This is a genomic window from Nonomuraea sp. NPDC059194, from assembly GCF_042754765.1.
GTDB lineage: Bacteria > Actinomycetota > Actinomycetes > Streptosporangiales > Streptosporangiaceae > Nonomuraea.
In genome coordinates this window covers 12910-31880 of record NZ_JBHZBH010000047.1, presented here as the reverse complement: position 1 = coordinate 31880, position 18971 = coordinate 12910, and the positions used below count along the sequence as shown (strand labels likewise).

The window sequence follows — 18971 nt, the reverse complement described above, 5'->3', positions numbered from 1 at the left end:
CGTAGTGAGACGAGGACTGAGCGTAAACTCTACAGACCCGCGGGGACGACAACTCGGAGATCAGCAATTTCCCGTGCACCGGGGAGGTCGGCGGCCGCTCGCGCCGACGGCGCCGCGGCGAAGGCGCCCGACACCAGCGCGGCGGCGAACGACGTGCCGCTCCAGTGCGCGTAGCCGCCGAACTCGCCCCATTCGAGGAACGCGCTGGTCAGCCACTCGCTCCTGGCCCATGCGTCCACCCACGGGCCGAAGGCGGAGAACGGCGCCCTGCGCTCCTCCGCGGCGTCGAGGCCACCCACCCCCACGACCCCCGGCAGCGCGGCGGGCCAGAACGGCCGGTCGGAGGCGGTGTTGCCGGCGCAGGCCACCGTCACCGTGCCGGGCAGGGTGGCCAGCGCGTCGGCGACCAGGCTGGAGGGCTTGTCGTCGAAGGTGTGGCAGCCGAGCGAGAGGTTGAGCACCTGGGGCGGATTGTCGCGCAGCCGGTTGAGCGCGCGCAGCAGGCCCGCCTCGTCGCCGAGGCCGTCGGCGCCGAGCACCCTGGCCACGCGCAGCACGCTGCCGGGGGCGCGGCGCTGGATGAGCCCCGCGATGAACGTGCCGTGCCCGGCCTGCTGGGCGAGCCTGCCGCCGCCGTTGCCGTCGTCGTTGGGCCGGTCGACGGTCTCGGGGCCGAGCCTGCCGTACCAGTCGCTGCCCGACCACCAGGGGTGGTCGGCGATCCCGGTGTCGAGCACGCCGACCGTCGCCGGCGTGCCCTCGCCGGAGGGCGCCTCGACCGGCTCGGAGGGGAACGGCCTGGAGGCAGGCCCCCCGAACCACAGCGGCTGACCGGCCAGCACGTGGTTGGGCGAGGCGCGGAAGCCCTCCTCCCGCAACCGCAGCGCGATCTCGCACGGGTCGACGCCCGGCGTGAGCCTGATGCGGAAGACGCCGTCGGCCTCGGCCACCGCCTGTGTCCACTGCGCGGCGGCCGACATGGCGCCCCGATCGGTGAGGATCTGGCCCGGTCGGATGAGCGCCGCGCCGACGGCTTGGATGTCCATGGCCGGTATCTTTCCGCGCCGGGCCAGGCGTCACATGCCACAGCCGCAACATCTTGGTATAGCCCCCCTCTAGCACCGGACGGCGACCGACGGTAGTCTCTCCCTAGTCACTTGTGATCATCCCGGGACGAGGCCGTTGGGGAAGGCGCACCTCGTACCGAAACGGGAGGTCCGGTGTCTGCTCGTGGCGTGCTGTACGTCCACTCGGCTCAGCCCGCGCTGTGCCCTCATATCGAATGGGCAGTCGCGGGTGTCCTTGGCGTGCCCGTAGACCTGACGTGGACGCCCCAACCGGCCGCGCCGAACGTCGTGCGCGCGCAGGCCGAGTGGGAAGGACGCCCGGGCATCGCCGCGGCCATCACCTCCTCGCTCATGGGCTGGCAGCGCATCCGCTTCGAGATTACCGAGGACGGCTCGCCCGGCGTCGACGGCTCCAGGCACGCCTACACGCCGACGCTCGGCGCCTTCACTGCCGTGATCGGGGCGGCCGGCGACATCATGATCCCCGAAGACCGCCTGCGCGCGGTCATGCTCATGGCCGCCCAGGGGCGGTGCGTCCTGGAGGACGAGCTGGACAAGATGCTCGGCAAGCCGTGGGACGAGGAGCTCGAGCCCTTCCGCTACGCGGGCGACGGCGCGCCGGTCCGCTGGCTGCACGCCGCCGTCTGACACCCACCTCCCCCTCCGGCCCGCGAGCCGCGCACCGGCTCACGGGCTGTTGCGTGCGCGAGCCCGAACGACAGGTGCCCCCCACCCCGGAAGGGCGGAGGGGCACTGTCGACGCGTCGTTATAGCGGGATGTTGCCGTGGGCGCCCCTGGCGGGGGTCGCCGTGGCCAGCACCTTGGCGATGGCGCCGCGGGTGCTCGCCGGGTCGATGACCTCGTCGATCACGCCGATCTCCTGGGCCCGCCGCAGCCCGCCGGACAGCTTCTCGTGCTCCTCGGCCAAGCGCTGCTCCAGCTCGGCCCGCTCCTCCTCGGGAGCGGCAGCGAGCTCACGGCGCTTGAGGATGCGGACGGCCGCGACGGCGCCCATGACGGCGACCTGGGTCGTCGGCCACGCGAAGACCTTGGTCGCGCCGAGCGCGCGGGAGTTCATCGCGATGTACGCGCCGCCGTACGCCTTCCTCGTCACGAGCGTGACGCGGGGCACGGAAGCCTCGGCGAAGGCGTGCAGGAGCTTGGCGCCGCGGCGGACCACGCCGTCGTGCTCCTGGCCGACGCCCGGCAGGTAGCCGGGAACGTCCACGAGGACAACCAGCGGGACGCCGAACGCGTCACACATGCGTACGAAGCGGGCGGCCTTCTCGGCGGACGTGGCGTCGAGGCAGCCGCCCAGCCGCATCGGGTTGTTGGCGATGACGCCGACGGTCCTGCCGCCCAGGCGGCCGAGCGTGGTGACGATGTTGGGCGCCCACTTGGGGTGCAGCTCGATGCCCTTCTCGTCCAGCAGGCCGTTGACGAGCGGCTTGACGTCGTAGGCGCGCCTGGCCGACTCGGGAAGGAGCGTGGAGAAGTCGGTCTCCTCGACCGACGAGGTGCGCACCCTGCCCTGGTGGCCGAGCAGCACGGCCAGCTGGCGCGCCTTGAGCAGCGCCTCGGCCTCGCTCTTGGCGACGACGTGGACGACGCCGCTGCGCTTGCTGTGCGGCTCGGGGCCGCCGAGCGCCGCGCTGTCGACGTCTTCGCCGGTGACGCTGCGCACGACGTCGGGGCCGGTCACGAAGATGCGGCCCTGGTCGGCGAGGATCACGATGTCGGTGAGGGCGGGGCCGTACGCGGCGCCGCCGGCGGCGGGGCCGACGACCACGGACAGCTGCGGAACGATGCCGGACGCCTTGGTCATCGCGGCGAAGACCCGGCCGACGGCGTGCAGCGACTCGGCGCCTTCGGCCAGTCGCGCACCACCGGAGTGCCAGACGCCGATGACCGGCACCCGCTCGCGGACGGCCACGTCGTAGGCGTGCACGATGTGCTCGCAGCCCTCGCTGCCCATCGCGCCGCCCTGGAAGCGGGCGTCACTGCAGAACGCGACGACGGGAACACCCTCGACGCGGCCCATGGCGGCAAGGACGCCGCTCTTGTCCTGGGGAGTGATCAGCCGCAGCGAGCCCTCGTCGAGCAGCGCGGTCAGGCGGACGATCGGATCGCGGGGATCGACGGGCGTCTCATCAGAGGCGCCGGTCACCACCCCGTTGTCGAGCACGGTCATCTTGGGCTCCCTCAGTGCGTGGTGAAGACGACGGTCACGTTGTGGCCGCCGAACCCGAACGAGTTGTTGACCGCCGCGATGTCGCCCTGCGGCAGCTTGCGGGACTCGCCGTGGACGAGATCCACCTCGATGCCGTCGTCGGGGTTGACCAGGTTGATGGTCGCGGGCACGATCCGGTCTTCGAGAGCCTTGATCGTGAAGACCGACTCGATGCCGCCGGCGCCGCCCAGCAGGTGGCCCGTCATGGATTTGGTGGAGGTGACCAGCGGGTGGGTGCCGATGGCCTTGGCCACCGACTGCACCTCGATCACGTCACCGGCCGGAGTGGAGGTGCCGTGGGCGTTGATGTGCTTGACGTCCTGGCCAGTCACGCCCGCGTCGGTGAGCGCCTGGGTCATCGCCATGATGATGCCCCTGCCCTCGGGCTCGGGCTGGGTGATGTGGTGGGAGTCGGCGGAGTAGCCGACACCGGCCGCGTAGGCGTAGATCTTCGCGCCGCGTGCCTTGGCGTGCTCCTCGGACTCCAGAACGACGATGCCCGCGCCCTCGCCGAGCACGAACCCGTCGCGGTCGCGGTCCCACGGACGCGAGGCGCCCTGCGGGTCGTCGTTGCGGGTCGACATGGCCCGCGCGGCCGCGAAGGCGGCGATGTTGAGCGGGTGGATGGCCGCCTCGGTGCCGCCGGCCACGACGACGTCGGCGCGGCCTGACCTGATCATGTCCATCGCGTAGCCGATCGCCTCGGCGCCGGAGGCGCAGGCGGAGACGGTCGCGTGCACCCCTGCCATCGCGCCCAGGTCGAGCCCGATCCACGCGGCGGGACCGTTGGGCATGAGCATCGGCACGGTGAAGGGCGAAAGGCGGTTCCAGCCCTTCTCCTTGAAGGTGTCGTAGGCCGACAGCGTCGTGGTGATGCCGCCGATGCCGCTGGAGACGACCACGCCGAGCCGCTCGGGCGCCACCTGCGGCGCGCCCGCGTGCTGCCAGGCCTCGCGCGCCGCGACCAGGGCCAACTGCTCGCTGCGGTCGAGACGGCGGGCCTCGGGCCGCGGCAGCACCTCGGACGGGTCGACGGCCGCGACGCCCGCGAACTTCACGGGGACGCTGTCGACCCAGTCCTCGGTGAGGTTACGCACACCAGACTGACCGGCGAGGAGCGCCGACCAGGTCGAGGTGACGTCTCCACCGAGGGGCGTCGTCGCGCCGAGCCCGGTGACGACGACTCGTGCCCGGTTCGCACTCACGTGGTTACGCTCCTTGCTGATCAGAAGGGAAGACTCAGACCCGGATGAGGTCAGGCCTGGATGAAGTTGAGGACGTCCTTGACCGTCTTCAGGTTCTTGAGCTGGTCGTCGGGGATCTCGACGCCGAACTCGTCCTGCGCGGCCACGGCGATCTCGACCATGGACAGGGAGTCGATGTCGAGGTCGTCCACGAAGCTCTTCTCCGGGGTGACCTCGGACGCCGGGATCCCGGTGATCTCGTTGACGATCTTGCCGAGGCCCTCGAGGATCTCCTGCTCGCTGACTGCCATGTCGGTAGTTCTCCTTTGGGATTCTTTTCGGTTTTGTACGGCAGGCCGCACCAGCGGCCGTGCCGTACAAGCTATGGGATCTCGACGACCTGGCCGGCGTAGGTCAGACCGGCGCCGAAGCCGAGAAGGAGGGCCAGCTGGCCCGACTGCACCTCGCCCCGCTCGATCATGCGGGACAGCGCCAGCGGAATGGACGCCGCCGAGGTGTTGCCGGCCAGCACGATGTCGCGCGCGATGACGGCGTTGTCGGCGCCGAGCTTGCGGGCGATGGCCTCGATGATGCGCAGGTTGGCCTGGTGCGGCACGAACGCCGCCAGGTCGGCGGGGTCGACCCCCGCACGCTCGCACGCCTGCTTGGCCACCGGGTGAAGCGCGGTGGTGGCCCAGCGGAAGACGGTCTGTCCTTCCTGGTGCAGGAAGGAGTCGCGGTCCTTGACGATGATGGCGTCGTACTTGTCGCCGGCGCTGCCCCACACCACGGGGCCGATGCCGGGGCTGTCAGAAGCCGTGACCACGGCCGCGCCCGCGCCGTCGGCGAAGATGACCGCCGTCGCCCTGTCGTTCCAGTCGATCCACTGCGACAGCTTCTCCGTGCCGACGACCAGCACGTTCGTGGCCTGCCCGGACTGTACGGCGGCGCTCGCGGCGGCCAGCGCGTAGCAGAAGCCCGCGCACGCGGCGTTGACGTCGAAGGCGCCGGGGGCCTCGATGCCCAGGCGGTGGGCTACCCGCCCGGCGGCGTTGGGGATCTGCGACTCCAGCGTGCAGGAGGCCACGATCACCAGGTCGATGTCGGCGGCGGCGAGACCGGAGCCGGCCAGGGCCTTGCCGCCGGCCTGGACGGCCATGTCGATCTCGGACTCGTTGGCGAGGGCGACCCTGCGCTCCTTGATGCCGACCCGCGACTGGATCCACTCGTCGTTGGTCTCGATGGTCTTGGCCAGGTCGTCGTTGGTGACGACGTTGGTCGGCTGGTAGTGGCCGAAGGCCAGGATCTTCGCCCCGGGGGCGGCGTCGGGAATCCTCATCGCTTGATCAGCTCCCTGGCCGCATCGAGGTCGTCGGGGGTCTTCAGCGCGACGCTCTCCACGCCGCGCAGGGCGCGCTTGGCCAGGCCGGTCAGGGTGCCGCCGGGCAGCAGCTCGACCATCCTGGTGACGCCGAGCGAGGCCATGGTCTGCATGCAGGAGTCCCAGCGGACGGGGTTGCTGACCTGGTCGACCAGGAGCCTGACGAACTCGGCACCGCTGTCGACGACCTGGCCGTGGGCGTTGGACAGCAGCCTGGTGTGCGGGTCGGCGGGGGTGATGCCGGCGGCCCCCGCGCGCAGGTGGTCGACGGCGGGGGCCATGTGGACGGTGTGGAACGCTCCCGCGACCGACAGCGGGATGAGCCTCGCGCGGGCGGGCGGCTCCTCCTTGAAGGCGGCCAGCTGCTCCAGCGTGCCCGCCGCCACGATCTGGCCGGCGCCGTTGATGTTGGCGGGGGTCAGCCCGTGCTTGGCGATGGCGGCCAGCACCTCGGCCTCGACGCCGCCGAGCACGGCGGTCATGCCGGTCTCGGTGACCGCGGCGGCCTTGGCCATGGCCTGGCCGCGCTCGCGGATCAGCGTCAGCGCCTGCTCGGGGGTCAGCACGCCCGCCAGCGAGGCGGCGGCGAACTCGCCGACACTGTGCCCCGCCAGCAGGTCGGGGGTCGCGCCCAGCGCCTCGGCGGCGGCCAGGGCGGCGGCCACGAGCAGCGGCTGGGCGACGGCGGTGTCGCGGATCTCGTCGGCGTCAGCGGTGGTGCCGTAGGCGATCAGGTCGAGCCCGACGACCTCCGACCATGCCGAAAGCCTGTCCGCGAGGCCTGGTAGCTCTAGCCAGGGGGACAGGAAGCCTGGGGTCTGGGCGCCTTGGCCCGGGGCGACGAGTACGAACACGGATTCCACCATGCCCTGTAGAAGTCCAACACGATGATGGAGATCCGTACGAACTTTGTCCCAGGCACTTTGTAGGAACCCTACAGCGGGGGTTTCGGCATTGTTACGTTAGAGCGCGCCAGGTCACGGCGCTCTCGGCAAGCCTGCCCAGTATCAGCCCCACCTGCAGGGTGAAGGCCGACCTGCCCTCGGTCGGCTGGTAGCCGGTCAGTTCGGTGATCTTCTTCAGCCGATACCTGACCGTGTTGGGATGGACGAACAGCAGCCTGGCCGTCGCCTCCAGCGAGGTGCCCTGCTCCAGGTAGGTGGCCAGCGTGTCGAGCAGCGGCGTGCCCGCCAGCGGCAGGTAGACGTTCTCCACCAGCTGCTCCCTGGCGTCCTCGTCGCCGTCGAGCGCCCGCTCGGCCAGCAGGTCCTCGGCGTGCACCGGCCTGGGCGCGTCGGGCCAGCCGGAGGAGGCCTTGAGCCCGGCGATCGCCGCCCGCGCGGAACGGGCGGCCGCGTGCAGGTCGGGCACCTCAGGCCCGATGACGATCGGGCCGGGACCGAAGCGCGGCACGACCTGCCTGGAGGCCTGGTCCACGCTCTGGGCGCCGCCCACGATCACGATCAGCCGGTCGGCCTGGACCCCGGCGAGCAGGTCCATGCCGATGCGCCTGCCCTTTTCGCGCAGGCCGTCGATGACGGCGCGCGGGTCGTCGTCGGGCGCGTGGCCGGCGAGCACCACGACGGGCGAGGAGGTCCAGCCGAGCGCCGCCGCCCACGAGTGCAGGCCGTCGTCGACCTCGCCGCGCACCAGAGCGTCGACGATCAGCGCCTCCAGCCTGGCGTCCCACGCGCCGCGCGCCTCCGCCTCGCGGGCGTAGACGTGCGCGGCGGCGAAGGCGACGTCGCGGGTGTAGCGCAGCATCGCCTGCTCGAGCTGGTCGCCGCCGCCCGGCGCGGCCAGCTCGTCGGTCATGGTCTCGACGACCTCGACGACGATGCGGACGATGTCGACCGTCTGCTGCAGCGAGATGGAACGCTTCAACTCCCGCGGCGCGGTGCCGAAGAACTCGATGCTGGGGGTCGGGCGGCCCTCGCCGGCGTGGGCGAACCACTCGACGAAGGCGGCGATGCCGGCCTGGGCGACCAGGCCGACCCAGGAGCGGTCCTCCGCCGAAAGGGCGCGGAACCACGGCAACCGCTCGTCCATGCGCGCCATGGCCGCGGTGCCCAGGGTGCCCATGTTGCGCTCGAGACGCCTGGTGGTGTCTTCGCGCATCCGGTCCTCGTGGTCTGTCACGCCTCTAGAGTGCCAGGTCCGGGAGAGTGCATCGCTGAGGGGTGTGCGGCCGCTAGATGACGGCCACGGCGGTGATGAGACCGATCGCCAGATGGGTCACGGCCAGCAGGCGGGCGCCGGGCTGCAGATCGCTCTCCTTGATCAGCTCGCGCACCGAGATGCCGGCGACCAGGTCGAAGACCAGCATGGCCACCGTCTGTACGGCGATGCCGACCAGACCGAAGACGGCCGTGGCCAGCAGCCCCTCGTGCAGCGCGCCGCCCGACGACCAGATCGAGGCGGCGACGATGAGGCCGACGGCGGCCAGCCCTGAGGAGGCCAGCAGGGTGGCGTTGGGGTTGCGCTCGTTCTTGATGATCGAGCTGAGCTTGCCGGGCGTGGCCAGGTCGATGACGTAGAAGCCGACGATCAGCAGGATCATGCCGAGGACGGCGTAGGCGGCGATGGCCAGCGCGCCGGAGGCCAGGTGGTCGATGAGTTTCACGGTGACTCTTTCTGCGCCGTGGTCGAGACCGTCGGCGACGGGGGGTGCGGGGGACGGATCACAGCTCGATCCGGTGGGGGACGAAGGAGGAGGTGTCGTCGGTGATCAGCCCCGTCGTCTCGCGGATGCCGAGCCCCGCGGACTCGTCGGCGACCACCCACGCGCCGAGCACCGGCCGCTGCCCCTCGAACAAGGGCAGCGCCTCGAAGCCCTGGTAGACGTAGCCCTCGGCGCCGTAGGATCCGGGCGTCTCGGCCACGCCCGAGGGGGTGACGATCCTCATCGAGGCGCCCTCCCTGCCCAGCAGCGGCTTGACGATGTAGGAGGTCAGCTCGCGTGGGCCGTCGAGATAGGCGGGCAGCAGGTTGGGATGGCCGGGATACAGCTCCCACAGCACCGCCAGCAGCGCCTTGTTCGACAGCAGCGCCTTCCACAGCGGCTCGATCCACGTGGTCGAGGCGGCGTGCCGTACGGCGTGCTCGCCGAAGCCGTCGGCCAGCATCCACTCCCACGGGTACAGCTTGAACGCCGAGCGGATCACCCTGCCCTGGGTGTCGACGAAGCGCCTGTTGAGCGGATCCCAGCCGATGTCCTCCATCGCGATGGCGATCGTGGCCAGCCCCGCCTGGTCGGCGGTTTCCTGCAGGTAGGCGACGGTCATCGCCTCCTCGCCCGTCTCGTCCATGTTGGTCCAGGCGAAGTGGGTCGGACCCGTCGGCAGGACCAGCGAGCGCCACGTGTCGATAAGGCGCTCGTGGATGGAGTTCCACTGGTCGTCGTCGGGAAAGCGATCCTGCAGCCAGAACCACTGCACGACACTCGACTCCACCAGGGAGGTGGGGGTGTCGGCGTTGTACTCCAGCAGCTTCGGCGGCGAGATGCCGTCGTAGCGCAGGTCGAAGCGGCCGTAGACGTGCGGGTCGCGGCGCTCCCACGAGCGGGCGATCTCCTGCCACGTCCACTCGGGCAGCGCGAAGTCGGCGAAGCGCCGCTCGGCGATGACGTGCTCGACCGCGGCCACGCACATCCGGTGGAGCTCCTCCACCTGCGCTTCCAGCTCCAGCACCTGGTCCATGGTGAAGACGTAGTGGACGGACTCGTCCCAGTAGGGGCGCGGCAGGTGCGCGGCCTGCACGGAACGGTGGTAGGCGAGGCCGTGGCCTTCGACGATCTTCTCCCAGCCGTCGCGGGGAGTGGCGTGCTCGCGTCGCATCAGGATCCCGTGGAGGTGCGGTTGCCGAAGCCGTTCGTGGAGATCTTCCCGGAACGGGTGATCTGGTCGCCGCTCCTCGTCACGACGGACGAGTGGCGCGGGCGGGTGGTCGTGCCCTTGGAGACACGGTTCTTGATCTTGGTGCCGCCGTAGTACCAGAGGTAGGCGCTGTGCCGGCCGGTGCCGTCGCAGCGCTCGTCGTCCACGATCACGTAGGCGCCGTCGTCCTCGCTGTCACGCCTGACGCACCGGGCGACGACATCGTCCTCCTCCTCCACCTCCTCCTCGGGCTCGATCACGGCCTGGTCCGAGCCCGTGTAGGTGTCGGTGTAGGGGGCTGTGTAGGTGGAGCCGCCCGAGGCGCAGCCGGCGAGGACGACGGACGAGACGGTCACCATGGCGCCGAGCGTCACCGCTCGGGAGGAGAGCCTGCGCGCCATCAGCTGCCGCTCCCGCCCCTGCCGCCGAACCCGCCGCGCTGGATGACGTGGCCACTCCTGCTGCTGATGCGCGCCTCGGCGGGCTTCACGGTGGTGCCCTTCAGCACCCGCACGCCCGTCCTGACGCCGCCGTAGTACCAGCCGTAGGCGTGGTGGGAGGAGTGGGAGCCACCGCCGCCCCCGTCGTCGTCGCAGTAGTCGTCGTCGACGATCAGATACGAGCCGTCGGGAAGCTGGGTGTTGAGGTCGACGCAGTCGGCCGCGACCTCTTCGTAGTCGTCCTGCGCCGAGCAGAACCCGACCACCATGAGCGAGATCACGCCGAGCGCGGTCAGCGTGATCACCTTGGTCGACTTGGGGGAGCGAGTTCCTGCCATGGGGCTCCAGAGCTTATCGGGGGTTTATACCTCGGACAACGAGAGTGTGCGGAGCGGGGTTCCCTCTGGGTAGATATGTCGCCATGGAGCCGACCCAGGCACTGCGTGACATCGCGTTCCTCCTCGAACGCGCGGGCGAGCCGACCTACCGAGTGCGGGCCTTCAGGCGGGCCGCCGCCACGGTCGGCGACCTGCCGCAGGACGAGCTCGTACGGCTGGCACGGGCCGGCGCCCTGGCCGACCTGCCGGGCATCGGCAAGGTCACCGCGCTGGCCATCACCGAGGCGCTCGACGGGAAGACCCCGACCTACCTGCGCAGGCTCCAGGCCACCGAGGGGACCGACCTCGACGGGGAGAGCGCCGCGCTGCGGGCCGCGCTCAAGGGCGATCTGCACAGCCACTCCGACTGGTCGGATGGCGGCTCGCCGATCGAGGAGATGGCCGCCTCCGCCAGGTCGCTCGGCCACGAGTACCTGGCGCTGACCGACCACTCGCCGCGGCTGACGATCGCCAACGGCCTGTCGCCCGAGCGGCTGCGCGCCCAGCTCGACCGCGTGGCCGAGCTGAACGACGAGCTCGCGCCGTTCAGGATCCTCACCGGCATCGAGGTGGACATCAACCTCGACGGCGCCCTCGACCAGGACCCCGACCTGCTGGCCCGCCTGGACGTGGTGGTGGCGAGCGTCCACTCCAAGCTGCGCATGGACGCCGAGGAGATGACCCGCAGGATGGTGACGGCCATCGCGAACCCCCACGTCGACGTGCTCGGCCACTGCACGGGACGGATCGTGAAGGGCGGCGGCAGGAGGGGCGGCCTGCGGCCCGAGTCCGGCTTCGACGCCGAGGTGGTGTTCGAGGCGTGCCGCAGATTCGGGGTCGCGGTGGAGGTCAACTCCAGGCCCGACCGGCTCGACCCGCCGAAGCGGCTGCTGCGACTGGCCTACGAGATGGGCTGCGTGTTCTCCATCGACTCCGACGCCCACGCGCCGGGACAGCTGGACTGGCAGCGGTTCGGCTGCGAACGGGCGGCGATGTGCGGGGTGGAGGCCGAGCGGATCGTCAACACCTGGCCGGTGGGGCGGCTGCTGGACTGGACGGCCGCCTAGCGAGCGCGTCGGGCGTGCACCGACAGTGACGGTCGGGCGACACTCTTCTCACCAACCCCTGCCGCACAGGCGGAATTGTCGGCGGCGGCGCGTAGCGTGCCGATTGTGAACCGTACCGATCGGCTCTACGCGCTCGTCGAGGACCTGCGCGCCATCTCCCCGGGGTGCCGGTCAGCGCGCCAGCTCGCCAAACGCTTCGAGGTGAGCGTCAGGACCATCGAGCGCGACATCGCCGCCCTCCAGGAGTCCGGCGTGCCCATCTACGCCGAGCCGGGCCGCAGCGGCGGTTACGCGATCGACAAGAATCACTCTCTCCCCCCGCTCAACTTCACTCCCGCCGAGGCCGTCGCCATCGCGATCGCGCTCAGCAGGGCGGGTGACCAGCCGTTCGGCCGCCAGGCGCGCAGCGCGCTGCGCAAGGTCGTGGCCGCGATGCCGGGCTCGGAGGGCGAGCTGGCCAGGGAACTGGCCCGCCGCGTGCAGCTCGTCGCGCCCGCGGAGACCGGCGAGGAGATCCAGCCGCTCGGCCGCGCGGGCGTCTCCCGCACGATCGAGGACGCCCTGCTGCGCAGGCGCGTCCTCCACCTCGACTACGCCGACAGGAAGGGCGTCCTCACCTCGCGCGACGTCGAGCCGGGCGTGTTCCTCGGCGGGCGGGGCGGGTTCTGGTACCTCGTCGCCTGGTGCCGCCTGCGCGACGACGTGCGCGTCTTCAGGCTGGACCGGATCGCGGGCGCGACGCTGAGCGAGGAGCGCTGCCCCGACCGGCCGCTGGAGGGGTACGTCACGGACGTCCCCGACATGATCGTCCGCGGCACAGTTCTAGATTAAACAATCGAAAACACCGACATAGGGTTGTCGCATCGGCGTCTTATCGTTGTCTTGTTCGAGAAACTTGACGACTTGGAGCGCACATGCATAACACCGTGGCCTGGTTCGAGGTCGGCACCGATGACCCCGACGGAGCGCAGCGGTTCTACGGCGACCTGTTCGGCTGGACGTTCGCGGCCGACCCGAAGGCGCCGATGGACTACCGGCTGATCACCCAGGGCGGGGGCGACCGGCCCTCCGGCGGCGTGTACGGCAGCAAGGGCGAGTTCCCCAACTACGCCATCTTCTCCGTGCAGGTCGAGGACGTCGAGGCGACGTGCGCCAAGGTCGAGGGCCTGGGCGGCAAGGTGGTGCACAAGGTCATCAGCGAGGCCGACACCAGCTTCGCCTATCTCAAGGACGTCTCGGACAACCTGTTCGGCGTCTTCGCACCGCCGGCCGGCTGACTCGCCGCACCCGTCCGCTCTCGCGTCACCCGTCCGCTGAAGGGCGTCGGGCCTTTCCCTCCGCCGCCCCGACAGGCGCCTTTCCCGCCGCGGACGTGACGCGTCCCGACCGCCTCCTGGGCGGTCCCCCTCCCTGGGCACGCCGCCAACCGCCGAGCGGCGGCGCGCCCAGGGCATTTCCCACGCCTGTGCTCCGGCTTGTCCGGGGTCCGGGCGGGGCCCTGCTCGGCCGGGCCCGCCCTTGTCCCGCCGACCCGGGGCGAGGCCCGCCTGTGTGGTCGGGCTGCCCGATTTCCCGCCCACATGGAGTCGGGCGCGCTACCCGCTTGAGTCGGGGCCGCGCCTGTGTCCCAGCGCCCGCCCGACTCCGGGCCCGGCCCGCCCGAGTCCGGGCGCGCCGGGTCGTTCGACGGCGTCAGGTCAGGCGGGGCAGCTGGCGCCCTTGTCGGGGACCTTGCCCTCGAGCAGGTAAGTGTTGACCGCGCCCTGGATGCACTTGTTGCCGGTCAGGTACGCGCCGTGCCCCTCACCCTCGAACGTCACCAGCGTGGCCGTCTTCAGCTGCTCGACCAGCCGCGGCCCCCAGACGTACGGCGTGGCGGGGTCGCCCTTGCCGGCCACCACCACGATCGGCCCCGACCCCGTGGCGTTGACCGTCTTGGCCTCGTTGCTGCCCGGCACCGGCCACAGCGTGCAGACCGAGCCCGCCCCCGCGTTCCCGAACAGCGGGGAGATCTTCAGCGCCGCCTCCTCCGTGCGCAGCAGCTCCTCCCTGCCCGGCCGCTCGGCGGAGTCCACGCAGGTGATCGCGGGGAAACTGGACATCTCGGTGGAGTAGCTGCCGTCCGGCCGGCGACCGGTGTAGGTGTCGGCGAGGTACATCAGCGCCCCGCCGTCGCCCTTCAGCCCGGACGACAGCGCGCTCTCCAGGAACGGCCAGCTCAGCTCCGAGTAGAGCGCCGCCGCGACGGCGGTGCTGGCCAGGCCCTGGGTCAGCTGGCGGTCGCCCACCTGCAGCGGGGAGACGACCATCTTGGTCATGAAGGCGTCGATCTTCTTGTTGGCCGCCTTCACGCTGTCGCCGAGCTCGCAGCCCTGCTCGACGCAGTCCTTGAGGAAGCTCTCGTAGGCCTGCTGGAAGCCCTTGGTCTGGATCAGCGTGCGCTGCTCGAAGCTCACGCTCGGGTCGAGCGGCGCGTCGAGGACGGTGCGGCCCACGTTCTTGGGGAACTTGGTGGCGTAGACGGCGCCGAGCTGCGTGCCGTACGACATGCCGAAGTAGTTGAGTTTGGCGTCGCCGAGGGCGAGGCGCATCCGGTCCATGTCCTGGGCCGCGTTGACCGTCCCGACGTACGGAAGGACCTCGCCGGAGTCCTTCTCACACAGCCGCGTGAACTCCTCGGTGGCGGCCCTGACCTTGGCCCTGGTCTTGTCGTTGGCGGGAAGGGAGTTCTGCGAGACGTAGGCGTCCATGTCGGGGCCGGTGCCGCAGACGACGCCGCGGCTGCGCTGGACGCCGCGCGGGTCGAAGCTGACCAGGTCGTAGCGGGCGTTGAGGGTGCCGAACGCCTTGGCCGCGCGCGCCATCGTGTCGACGCCCGACGCGCCGGGCCCGCCGAAGTTGAACACCAGCGACCCGATCCGCTGGCCGGGGCCCGTGGCCGGGACCCTGATCATCGCGATGTCGATGGCCGGGCCGTCCGGCTTGCGGTAGTCGAGCGGGACGGCCAGCTTGCCGCACTGGAGGGCGGGGTCGGGGGTGGCCGCCCCGCCGGCCGCCATGGCCAGGTCGGTGCAGGCGCCCCAGGCTATCTTCCCGGCAGCGGGCGAGCCGCCGGGCGTGCCCTTGCCGCCGGGTGTTGGGTCACCGGCGTTGCCGATGGAGGCGCCGCAGGCGGCGAGCGAGATGGTCAGCCCTGCCGTCGCGGCGACGGTGGTGAGTGCGCGGCGCATGGAATATCCCCCGATATCGAGTACCAGGGAAATCCTTTCACATGCACAGCCGGGGAGCCGTGCGCCGCGCGTTCTCGCCGCGCCGTACTCGGGCCGTTCCATGTTGGGGGACAGGTGAGGCGGCGTGCACCCCTCCTCAACACGCCGCCTCACCCATGAATGACGGCCCGCCGGGCCGTCCATGACGCGAAAGACGGAGAAGAAACTGAAGAGCCCGCGCCGGGCAGGCGCGGGCTCTTCACGATCGGCGGATCAGACGCCCATCGACTGGGTGTCGTTGCTCTCGGGGCCACCGGCCTCGGTGACACCGTTCTTCAGGTGGTAGCGGGCGATCGCCTCGCGCAGCACCTCGCCGTCGAGCTCGCCCTGCTTGACCAGCTGGGTGAGCACCGCCAGCGTGATGGAGGCGGCGTCGACGTGGAAGTGGCGGCGCAGCGCCGAGCGGGTGTCGGACAGGCCGAACCCGTCGGTGCCCAGCGAGCTCCAGTCGCCCGGCACCCACTGCGCGATCTGGTCCTGGACCGCCTTCATGTAGTCGCTGACGCCCACGAACGGCCCCTGCGCGCCCTGCAGCGCCCGCGTGACGTACGGCACGCGCTGCTCGGAGTCGGGGTTGAGCAGGTTGTGCTCCTCGCAGGCCAGCGCCTCTCTGCGCAGCTCCGACCAGGAGGTCGCCGACCAGACGTCGGCCGACACTCCCCAGTCCTCGGCCAGCATGCGCTGGGCCTCCATCGCCCACGGGCCCGCGACGCCCGAGGAGAGGATGTTCGCCTTGGGACCCTCGGCCCGAGGGCTGTCGGCGAACTTGTACAGGCCCTTCAGCAGGGCGTCGACGTCGAGGCCCTCGGGCTCGGCGGGCTGTACGTAGGGCTCGTTGTAGACGGTCAGGTAGTAGAAGACGTTCTCCGGCTGCTCGCCGTACATCCTCCGCAGGCCGTCCTTGACGATGTAGGCGGTCTCGAACGCCCACGAGGGGTCGTAGGAGACGGCGGCCGGGTTCGTCGAGGCGATCAGCGGGGTGTGGCCGTCCTCGTGCTGCAGGCCCTCGCCGTTCAGCGTGGTACGGCCCGCGGTCGCGCCGAGCAGGAAGCCCCTGCCCATCTGGTCGCCCAGCTGCCACATCTGGTCGCCGGTGCGTTGCCACCCGAACATCGAGTAGAAGATGTAGATCGGGATCATGTGCTCGCCGTGCGTGGCGTAGGAGGTGCCGACCGCGGTCATCGAGGCCATGGAGCCAGCCTCGTTGATGCCCTCGTGGAGGATCTGGCCCTCGGTCGACTCCTTGTACGACAGCAGCAGGTCCCTGTCGACGGCCTCGTAGGTCTGGCCGTGCGGGCTGTAGATCTTCGCCGTGGGGAACATCGCGTCGAGGCCGAAGGTGCGCGCCTCGTCGGGGATGATCGGCACGAACCGCTTGCCGATCTCCTTGTCGCGCATCAGGTCCTTGAGCAGGCGGACGAAGGCCATCGTGGTGGCCACCTGCTGCTTGCCCGAGCCCTTGGAGAACTGCTTGTAGACCTCGTCGCCCGGCAGCTTGAGCGCCTTGGAGCGAACCAGGCGCCTGGGCAGCACGCCGCCCAGCGCCGCGCGGCGCTCCTTCATGTAGGCGATCTCTTCGTCGTTCTCGCCGGGGTGGAAGTACGGCGGCAGGTCGCCCTCGAGCGCGGAGTCGGGGATCGGCAGGTAGAGCCGGTCGCGGAACTCCTTCAGCTCGGCCTTGGTCATCTTCTTCATCTGGTGCGTCGCGTTGCGCGCCTCGAAGTCCTTGCCCAGGGTCCAGCCCTTGATGGTCTGGGCGAGGATGACCGTCGGCTGGCCGACGTGCTCGCGGGCCGCCTTGAAGGCCGCGTATACCTTGCGGTAGTCGTGGCCGCCGCGCGACAGCTTGCGGATGTCGTCGTCGTTCAGGTGCTCGACCATCTTGCGCAGGCGGGGGTCGCTGCCGAAGAAGTTGTCGCGGATGTAGGCGCCCGACTCGACCGAGTAGGTCTGGAACTGGCCGTCGGGCGTGGTGTTCATCTGGTTGACCAGGACGCCGTCGACGTCGGCGGCCAGCAGCGGGTCCCAGTCGCGGCCCCACACGACCTTGATGACGTTCCAGCCCGCGCCGCGGAAGTACGACTCGAGCTCCTGGATGATCTTGCCGTTGCCGCGGACGGGGCCGTCGAGCCGCTGCAGGTTGCAGTTGATGACGAAGGTGAGGTTGTCGAGCTCCTCGCGGGCGGCCAGGCCGATCGCGCCGATCGACTCGGGCTCGTCCATCTCGCCGTCGCCGAGGAAGGCCCAGACGTGGCTCCTGGAGGTGTCCTTGATCTGGCGGTTGAGCAGGTAGCGGTTGAACCGCGCCTGGTAGATCGCGCTGATCGGGCCGAGGCCCATCGACACCGTGGGGAACTCCCAGAAGTCCGGCATGAGCCGGGGGTGGGGGTAGGAGGGCAGGCCGTGGAAGCCGTGCGACAGCTCCTGGCGGAAGGCGTCGAGCTGGGCCTCGTTGAGGCGGCCCTCCAGGAAGGCGCGGGCGTAGATGCCCGGCGCGGCGTGGCCCTGGAAGTAGACCTGGTCGCCCGACTCGCCGTGGTCCTTGCCGCGGAAGAAGTGGTTGAAGCCGACCTCGTACAGGGAGGCGGCGGAGGCGTAGGTGGCGATGTGGCCGCCGACGTTGGTGCGCGCGTTGGCGCGCGAGACCATCACCGCGGCGTTCCACCTGATGTAGGCCCTGATGCGACGCTCGACGTGCTCGTCACCGGGGAACCAGGGCTCGCGCTCCGGGGGGATGGTGTTGATGTAGTCGGTGCTGCGCAGGCCCGGCACGCCGACCTGGTGCTCGCGGGCCCGCTCCAGCAGGCGCAGCATCAAGTAGCGGGCGCGCGTGCGTCCCTCGGTCTTGATGACGTTGTCGAGGGACTCGAGCCACTCGTTGGTCTCGCTGGGGTCGACATCAGGCAGCTGGCTGGGTAGGCCGTCGCTGATGATCGAGAAACGCTGGCGTCCGGAAGCCACTGGGTCTCGCCTTCCGAGGATCGACTGATGTCTGGTCTGGGTTCGCCTTCCATCCTGGTCGCTAACTCCGGAAAGTGCATCTCTACTGACCGGTAACCAGGCTGTCCCTGCTGGCAGTGACATTGATGGTGGCCTAGACCACCGATGGTAGGACGAATCGCCACCAAAGGTTACAGTGCGGGCCAGATTTATCAAGAGTAGAAAAGATTCGAAATTTCGCCCGGCTCGGCGGGGCGGGGGTAGCGGCGCTCGCCAAGCAGTATAGGAAGAGCCTCCGCCCGGACGGCCGGCCGTACCGGCCCGGGGTCAGCCCACCCGGTGTCCGCGGCGGGCATCCGGCGACGGTGCGCAGGCAGAGCGTAACGTTTCGATTATCTTTTGCCCTTCTGGGCCGGTCGAGGGGCTTTTCGGATCGGCTCCGCCGTACGAAGGTGGAGGTATGAACGCGGCGGTAGGAGACCGGCTCCTTGTGCACGGGAACACCGTTGGAGAAGGAGACCGGCACGGAGAGATCATCGAGGTTCGCGGCGCGGACGGCGGACCTCCGTACATGGTCAGGTTCGACGACGGCCACACCGGACTGGTGTTTCCCGGCCCGGACGCGGTCGTCGAACATGCGTAGGATTCCCATGTGAAATCCCAGATCATCTCGCTGACCACCGGGTCGCGCGAGACGGTGCACGACATCACCGGGCAGTGCGCGGACTTCGCGCGCTCGGTGGGCGGCGACGGGCTGCTGCACGTGTTCGTGCCGCACGCGACGGCCGGGGTGGCGCTGGTCGAGCTCGGCTCGGGCAGTGACGACGACCTGCTGGCAACCCTGGCCGACCTGCTGCCGGCCGACGACAGATGGCGACACGCCCACGGCTCGCGTGGCCACGGCAGGTCGCACGTGATGCCGGCCCTGGTCCCGCCCTACGCCACCGTCCCCGTTCTGGGCGGGCGGCTCGAACTGGGCACATGGCAGTCGATCGCCATCGTCGACCTGAACGTCGACAACCGTGAACGGCAGGTTCGCCTGTCGTTTTTGTCTGATTAATTCGTGTGGAGTACGGCCGTCATCGTGGCGACCGTTGACGACTGAGGGTCACAGCGTGTGGACTGTCCCGAAGCGATGAC

General features: G+C 70.3%; 19 protein-coding genes. 6 read left to right on the top strand and 13 right to left on the bottom strand.

Translation table 11 applies throughout. The features are described 5' to 3' along the window. Positions 1 to 29: 29 nt before the first annotated feature. Positions 30 to 1046 (bottom strand): S8 family serine peptidase, encoded by a 1017-nt coding sequence (locus ACFXJ8_RS37590; RefSeq protein ID WP_379649296.1) that lies wholly within the window; start codon positions 1044 to 1046, stop codon positions 30 to 32. A 174-nt stretch (positions 1047 to 1220) separates the two neighbouring features. Between ACFXJ8_RS37590 and ACFXJ8_RS37585 the strand changes: the two genes are divergently transcribed. Next, positions 1221 to 1715: a DUF3145 domain-containing protein gene (locus ACFXJ8_RS37585; RefSeq protein WP_379649294.1), complete on the top strand. Its 495-nt coding sequence runs from the start codon at positions 1221 to 1223 to the stop codon at positions 1713 to 1715. 119 nt (positions 1716 to 1834) lie between these two features. On the opposite strand, the gene ACFXJ8_RS37580 is transcribed toward ACFXJ8_RS37585, so the two are convergent. The 10 genes from ACFXJ8_RS37580 to ACFXJ8_RS37535 form a co-directional block, all read right to left on the bottom strand. Beyond that, positions 1835 to 3259, bottom strand: a complete 1425-nt coding sequence (locus ACFXJ8_RS37580; protein ID WP_379649292.1) for a carboxyl transferase domain-containing protein — start codon at positions 3257 to 3259, stop codon at positions 1835 to 1837. A gap of 11 nt (positions 3260 to 3270) precedes the next feature. Continuing rightward, complete coding sequence (fabF, locus tag ACFXJ8_RS37575; protein WP_379649290.1) at positions 3271 to 4503, bottom strand: beta-ketoacyl-ACP synthase II; 1233 nt, start codon at positions 4501 to 4503, stop codon at positions 3271 to 3273. Between the two features lie 50 nt (positions 4504 to 4553). After that, entirely contained in the window at positions 4554 to 4793 is a 240-nt protein-coding gene (locus ACFXJ8_RS37570; protein ID WP_183646883.1) for an acyl carrier protein, read from the bottom strand. 71 nt (positions 4794 to 4864) lie between these two features. Continuing rightward, a complete protein-coding gene (locus ACFXJ8_RS37565; RefSeq protein WP_379649288.1) occupies positions 4865 to 5821 on the bottom strand; it encodes a beta-ketoacyl-ACP synthase III in 957 nt (318 codons plus the stop codon). Further along, positions 5818 to 6717, bottom strand: a complete 900-nt coding sequence (locus ACFXJ8_RS37560) for an ACP S-malonyltransferase (RefSeq protein WP_379649286.1) — start codon at positions 6715 to 6717, stop codon at positions 5818 to 5820. Before ACFXJ8_RS37560 ends, ACFXJ8_RS37565 begins: the two co-directional genes overlap by 4 nt. A gap of 103 nt (positions 6718 to 6820) precedes the next feature. After that, positions 6821 to 7981: a PucR family transcriptional regulator gene (locus ACFXJ8_RS37555; protein ID WP_379649350.1), complete on the bottom strand. Its 1161-nt coding sequence runs from the start codon at positions 7979 to 7981 to the stop codon at positions 6821 to 6823. 73 nt (positions 7982 to 8054) lie between these two features. Continuing rightward, complete coding sequence (locus ACFXJ8_RS37550) at positions 8055 to 8486, bottom strand: DUF350 domain-containing protein (RefSeq protein WP_379649284.1); 432 nt, start codon at positions 8484 to 8486, stop codon at positions 8055 to 8057. Between the two features lie 58 nt (positions 8487 to 8544). After that, on the bottom strand, positions 8545 to 9699 hold the full coding sequence (locus ACFXJ8_RS37545) for a glutathionylspermidine synthase family protein (protein WP_379649282.1): 1155 nt from the start codon (positions 9697 to 9699) through the stop codon (positions 8545 to 8547). Next, positions 9699 to 10139 carry a hypothetical protein gene (locus tag ACFXJ8_RS37540; RefSeq protein ID WP_379649281.1) on the bottom strand — a complete coding sequence of 147 codons (441 nt, stop codon included), beginning with the start codon at positions 10137 to 10139 and terminating at the stop codon, positions 9699 to 9701. Before ACFXJ8_RS37540 ends, ACFXJ8_RS37545 begins: the two co-directional genes overlap by 1 nt. Next, entirely contained in the window at positions 10139 to 10516 is a 378-nt protein-coding gene (locus ACFXJ8_RS37535; RefSeq protein ID WP_379649279.1) for a hypothetical protein, read from the bottom strand. Before ACFXJ8_RS37535 ends, ACFXJ8_RS37540 begins: the two co-directional genes overlap by 1 nt. An 83-nt stretch (positions 10517 to 10599) precedes the next feature. Here ACFXJ8_RS37535 and ACFXJ8_RS37530 point away from each other — a divergent pair, with 83 nt between their 5' ends. From ACFXJ8_RS37530 to ACFXJ8_RS37520, 3 genes are all read left to right on the top strand, one after another. Then, positions 10600 to 11622 (top strand): PHP domain-containing protein, encoded by a 1023-nt coding sequence (locus ACFXJ8_RS37530; protein WP_379649277.1) that lies wholly within the window; start codon positions 10600 to 10602, stop codon positions 11620 to 11622. 105 nt (positions 11623 to 11727) lie between these two features. Continuing rightward, on the top strand, positions 11728 to 12453 hold the full coding sequence (locus ACFXJ8_RS37525; protein WP_379649275.1) for a helix-turn-helix transcriptional regulator: 726 nt from the start codon (positions 11728 to 11730) through the stop codon (positions 12451 to 12453). Positions 12454 to 12536: 83 nt separating this feature from the next. Further along, on the top strand, positions 12537 to 12899 hold the full coding sequence (locus tag ACFXJ8_RS37520; protein WP_379649273.1) for a VOC family protein: 363 nt from the start codon (positions 12537 to 12539) through the stop codon (positions 12897 to 12899). A 420-nt stretch (positions 12900 to 13319) separates the two neighbouring features. On the opposite strand, the gene ACFXJ8_RS37515 is transcribed toward ACFXJ8_RS37520, so the two are convergent. Together ACFXJ8_RS37515 and aceE are read right to left on the bottom strand one after the other, a co-directional pair. Then, positions 13320 to 14852 (bottom strand): alpha/beta hydrolase, encoded by a 1533-nt coding sequence (locus ACFXJ8_RS37515; RefSeq protein WP_379649271.1) that lies wholly within the window; start codon positions 14850 to 14852, stop codon positions 13320 to 13322. A 252-nt stretch (positions 14853 to 15104) separates the two neighbouring features. Continuing rightward, positions 15105 to 17852, bottom strand: a complete 2748-nt coding sequence (gene aceE / locus ACFXJ8_RS37510; protein WP_379649269.1) for a pyruvate dehydrogenase (acetyl-transferring), homodimeric type — start codon at positions 17850 to 17852, stop codon at positions 15105 to 15107. Positions 17853 to 18291: 439 nt separating this feature from the next. Here aceE and ACFXJ8_RS37505 point away from each other — a divergent pair, with 439 nt between their 5' ends. Continuing rightward, on the top strand, positions 18292 to 18474 hold the full coding sequence (locus tag ACFXJ8_RS37505) for a DUF1918 domain-containing protein (RefSeq protein ID WP_379649267.1): 183 nt from the start codon (positions 18292 to 18294) through the stop codon (positions 18472 to 18474). A gap of 9 nt (positions 18475 to 18483) precedes the next feature. Next, positions 18484 to 18891, top strand: a complete 408-nt coding sequence (locus ACFXJ8_RS37500; protein ID WP_379649265.1) for a secondary thiamine-phosphate synthase enzyme YjbQ — start codon at positions 18484 to 18486, stop codon at positions 18889 to 18891. Positions 18892 to 18971: the final 80 nt, after the last annotated feature.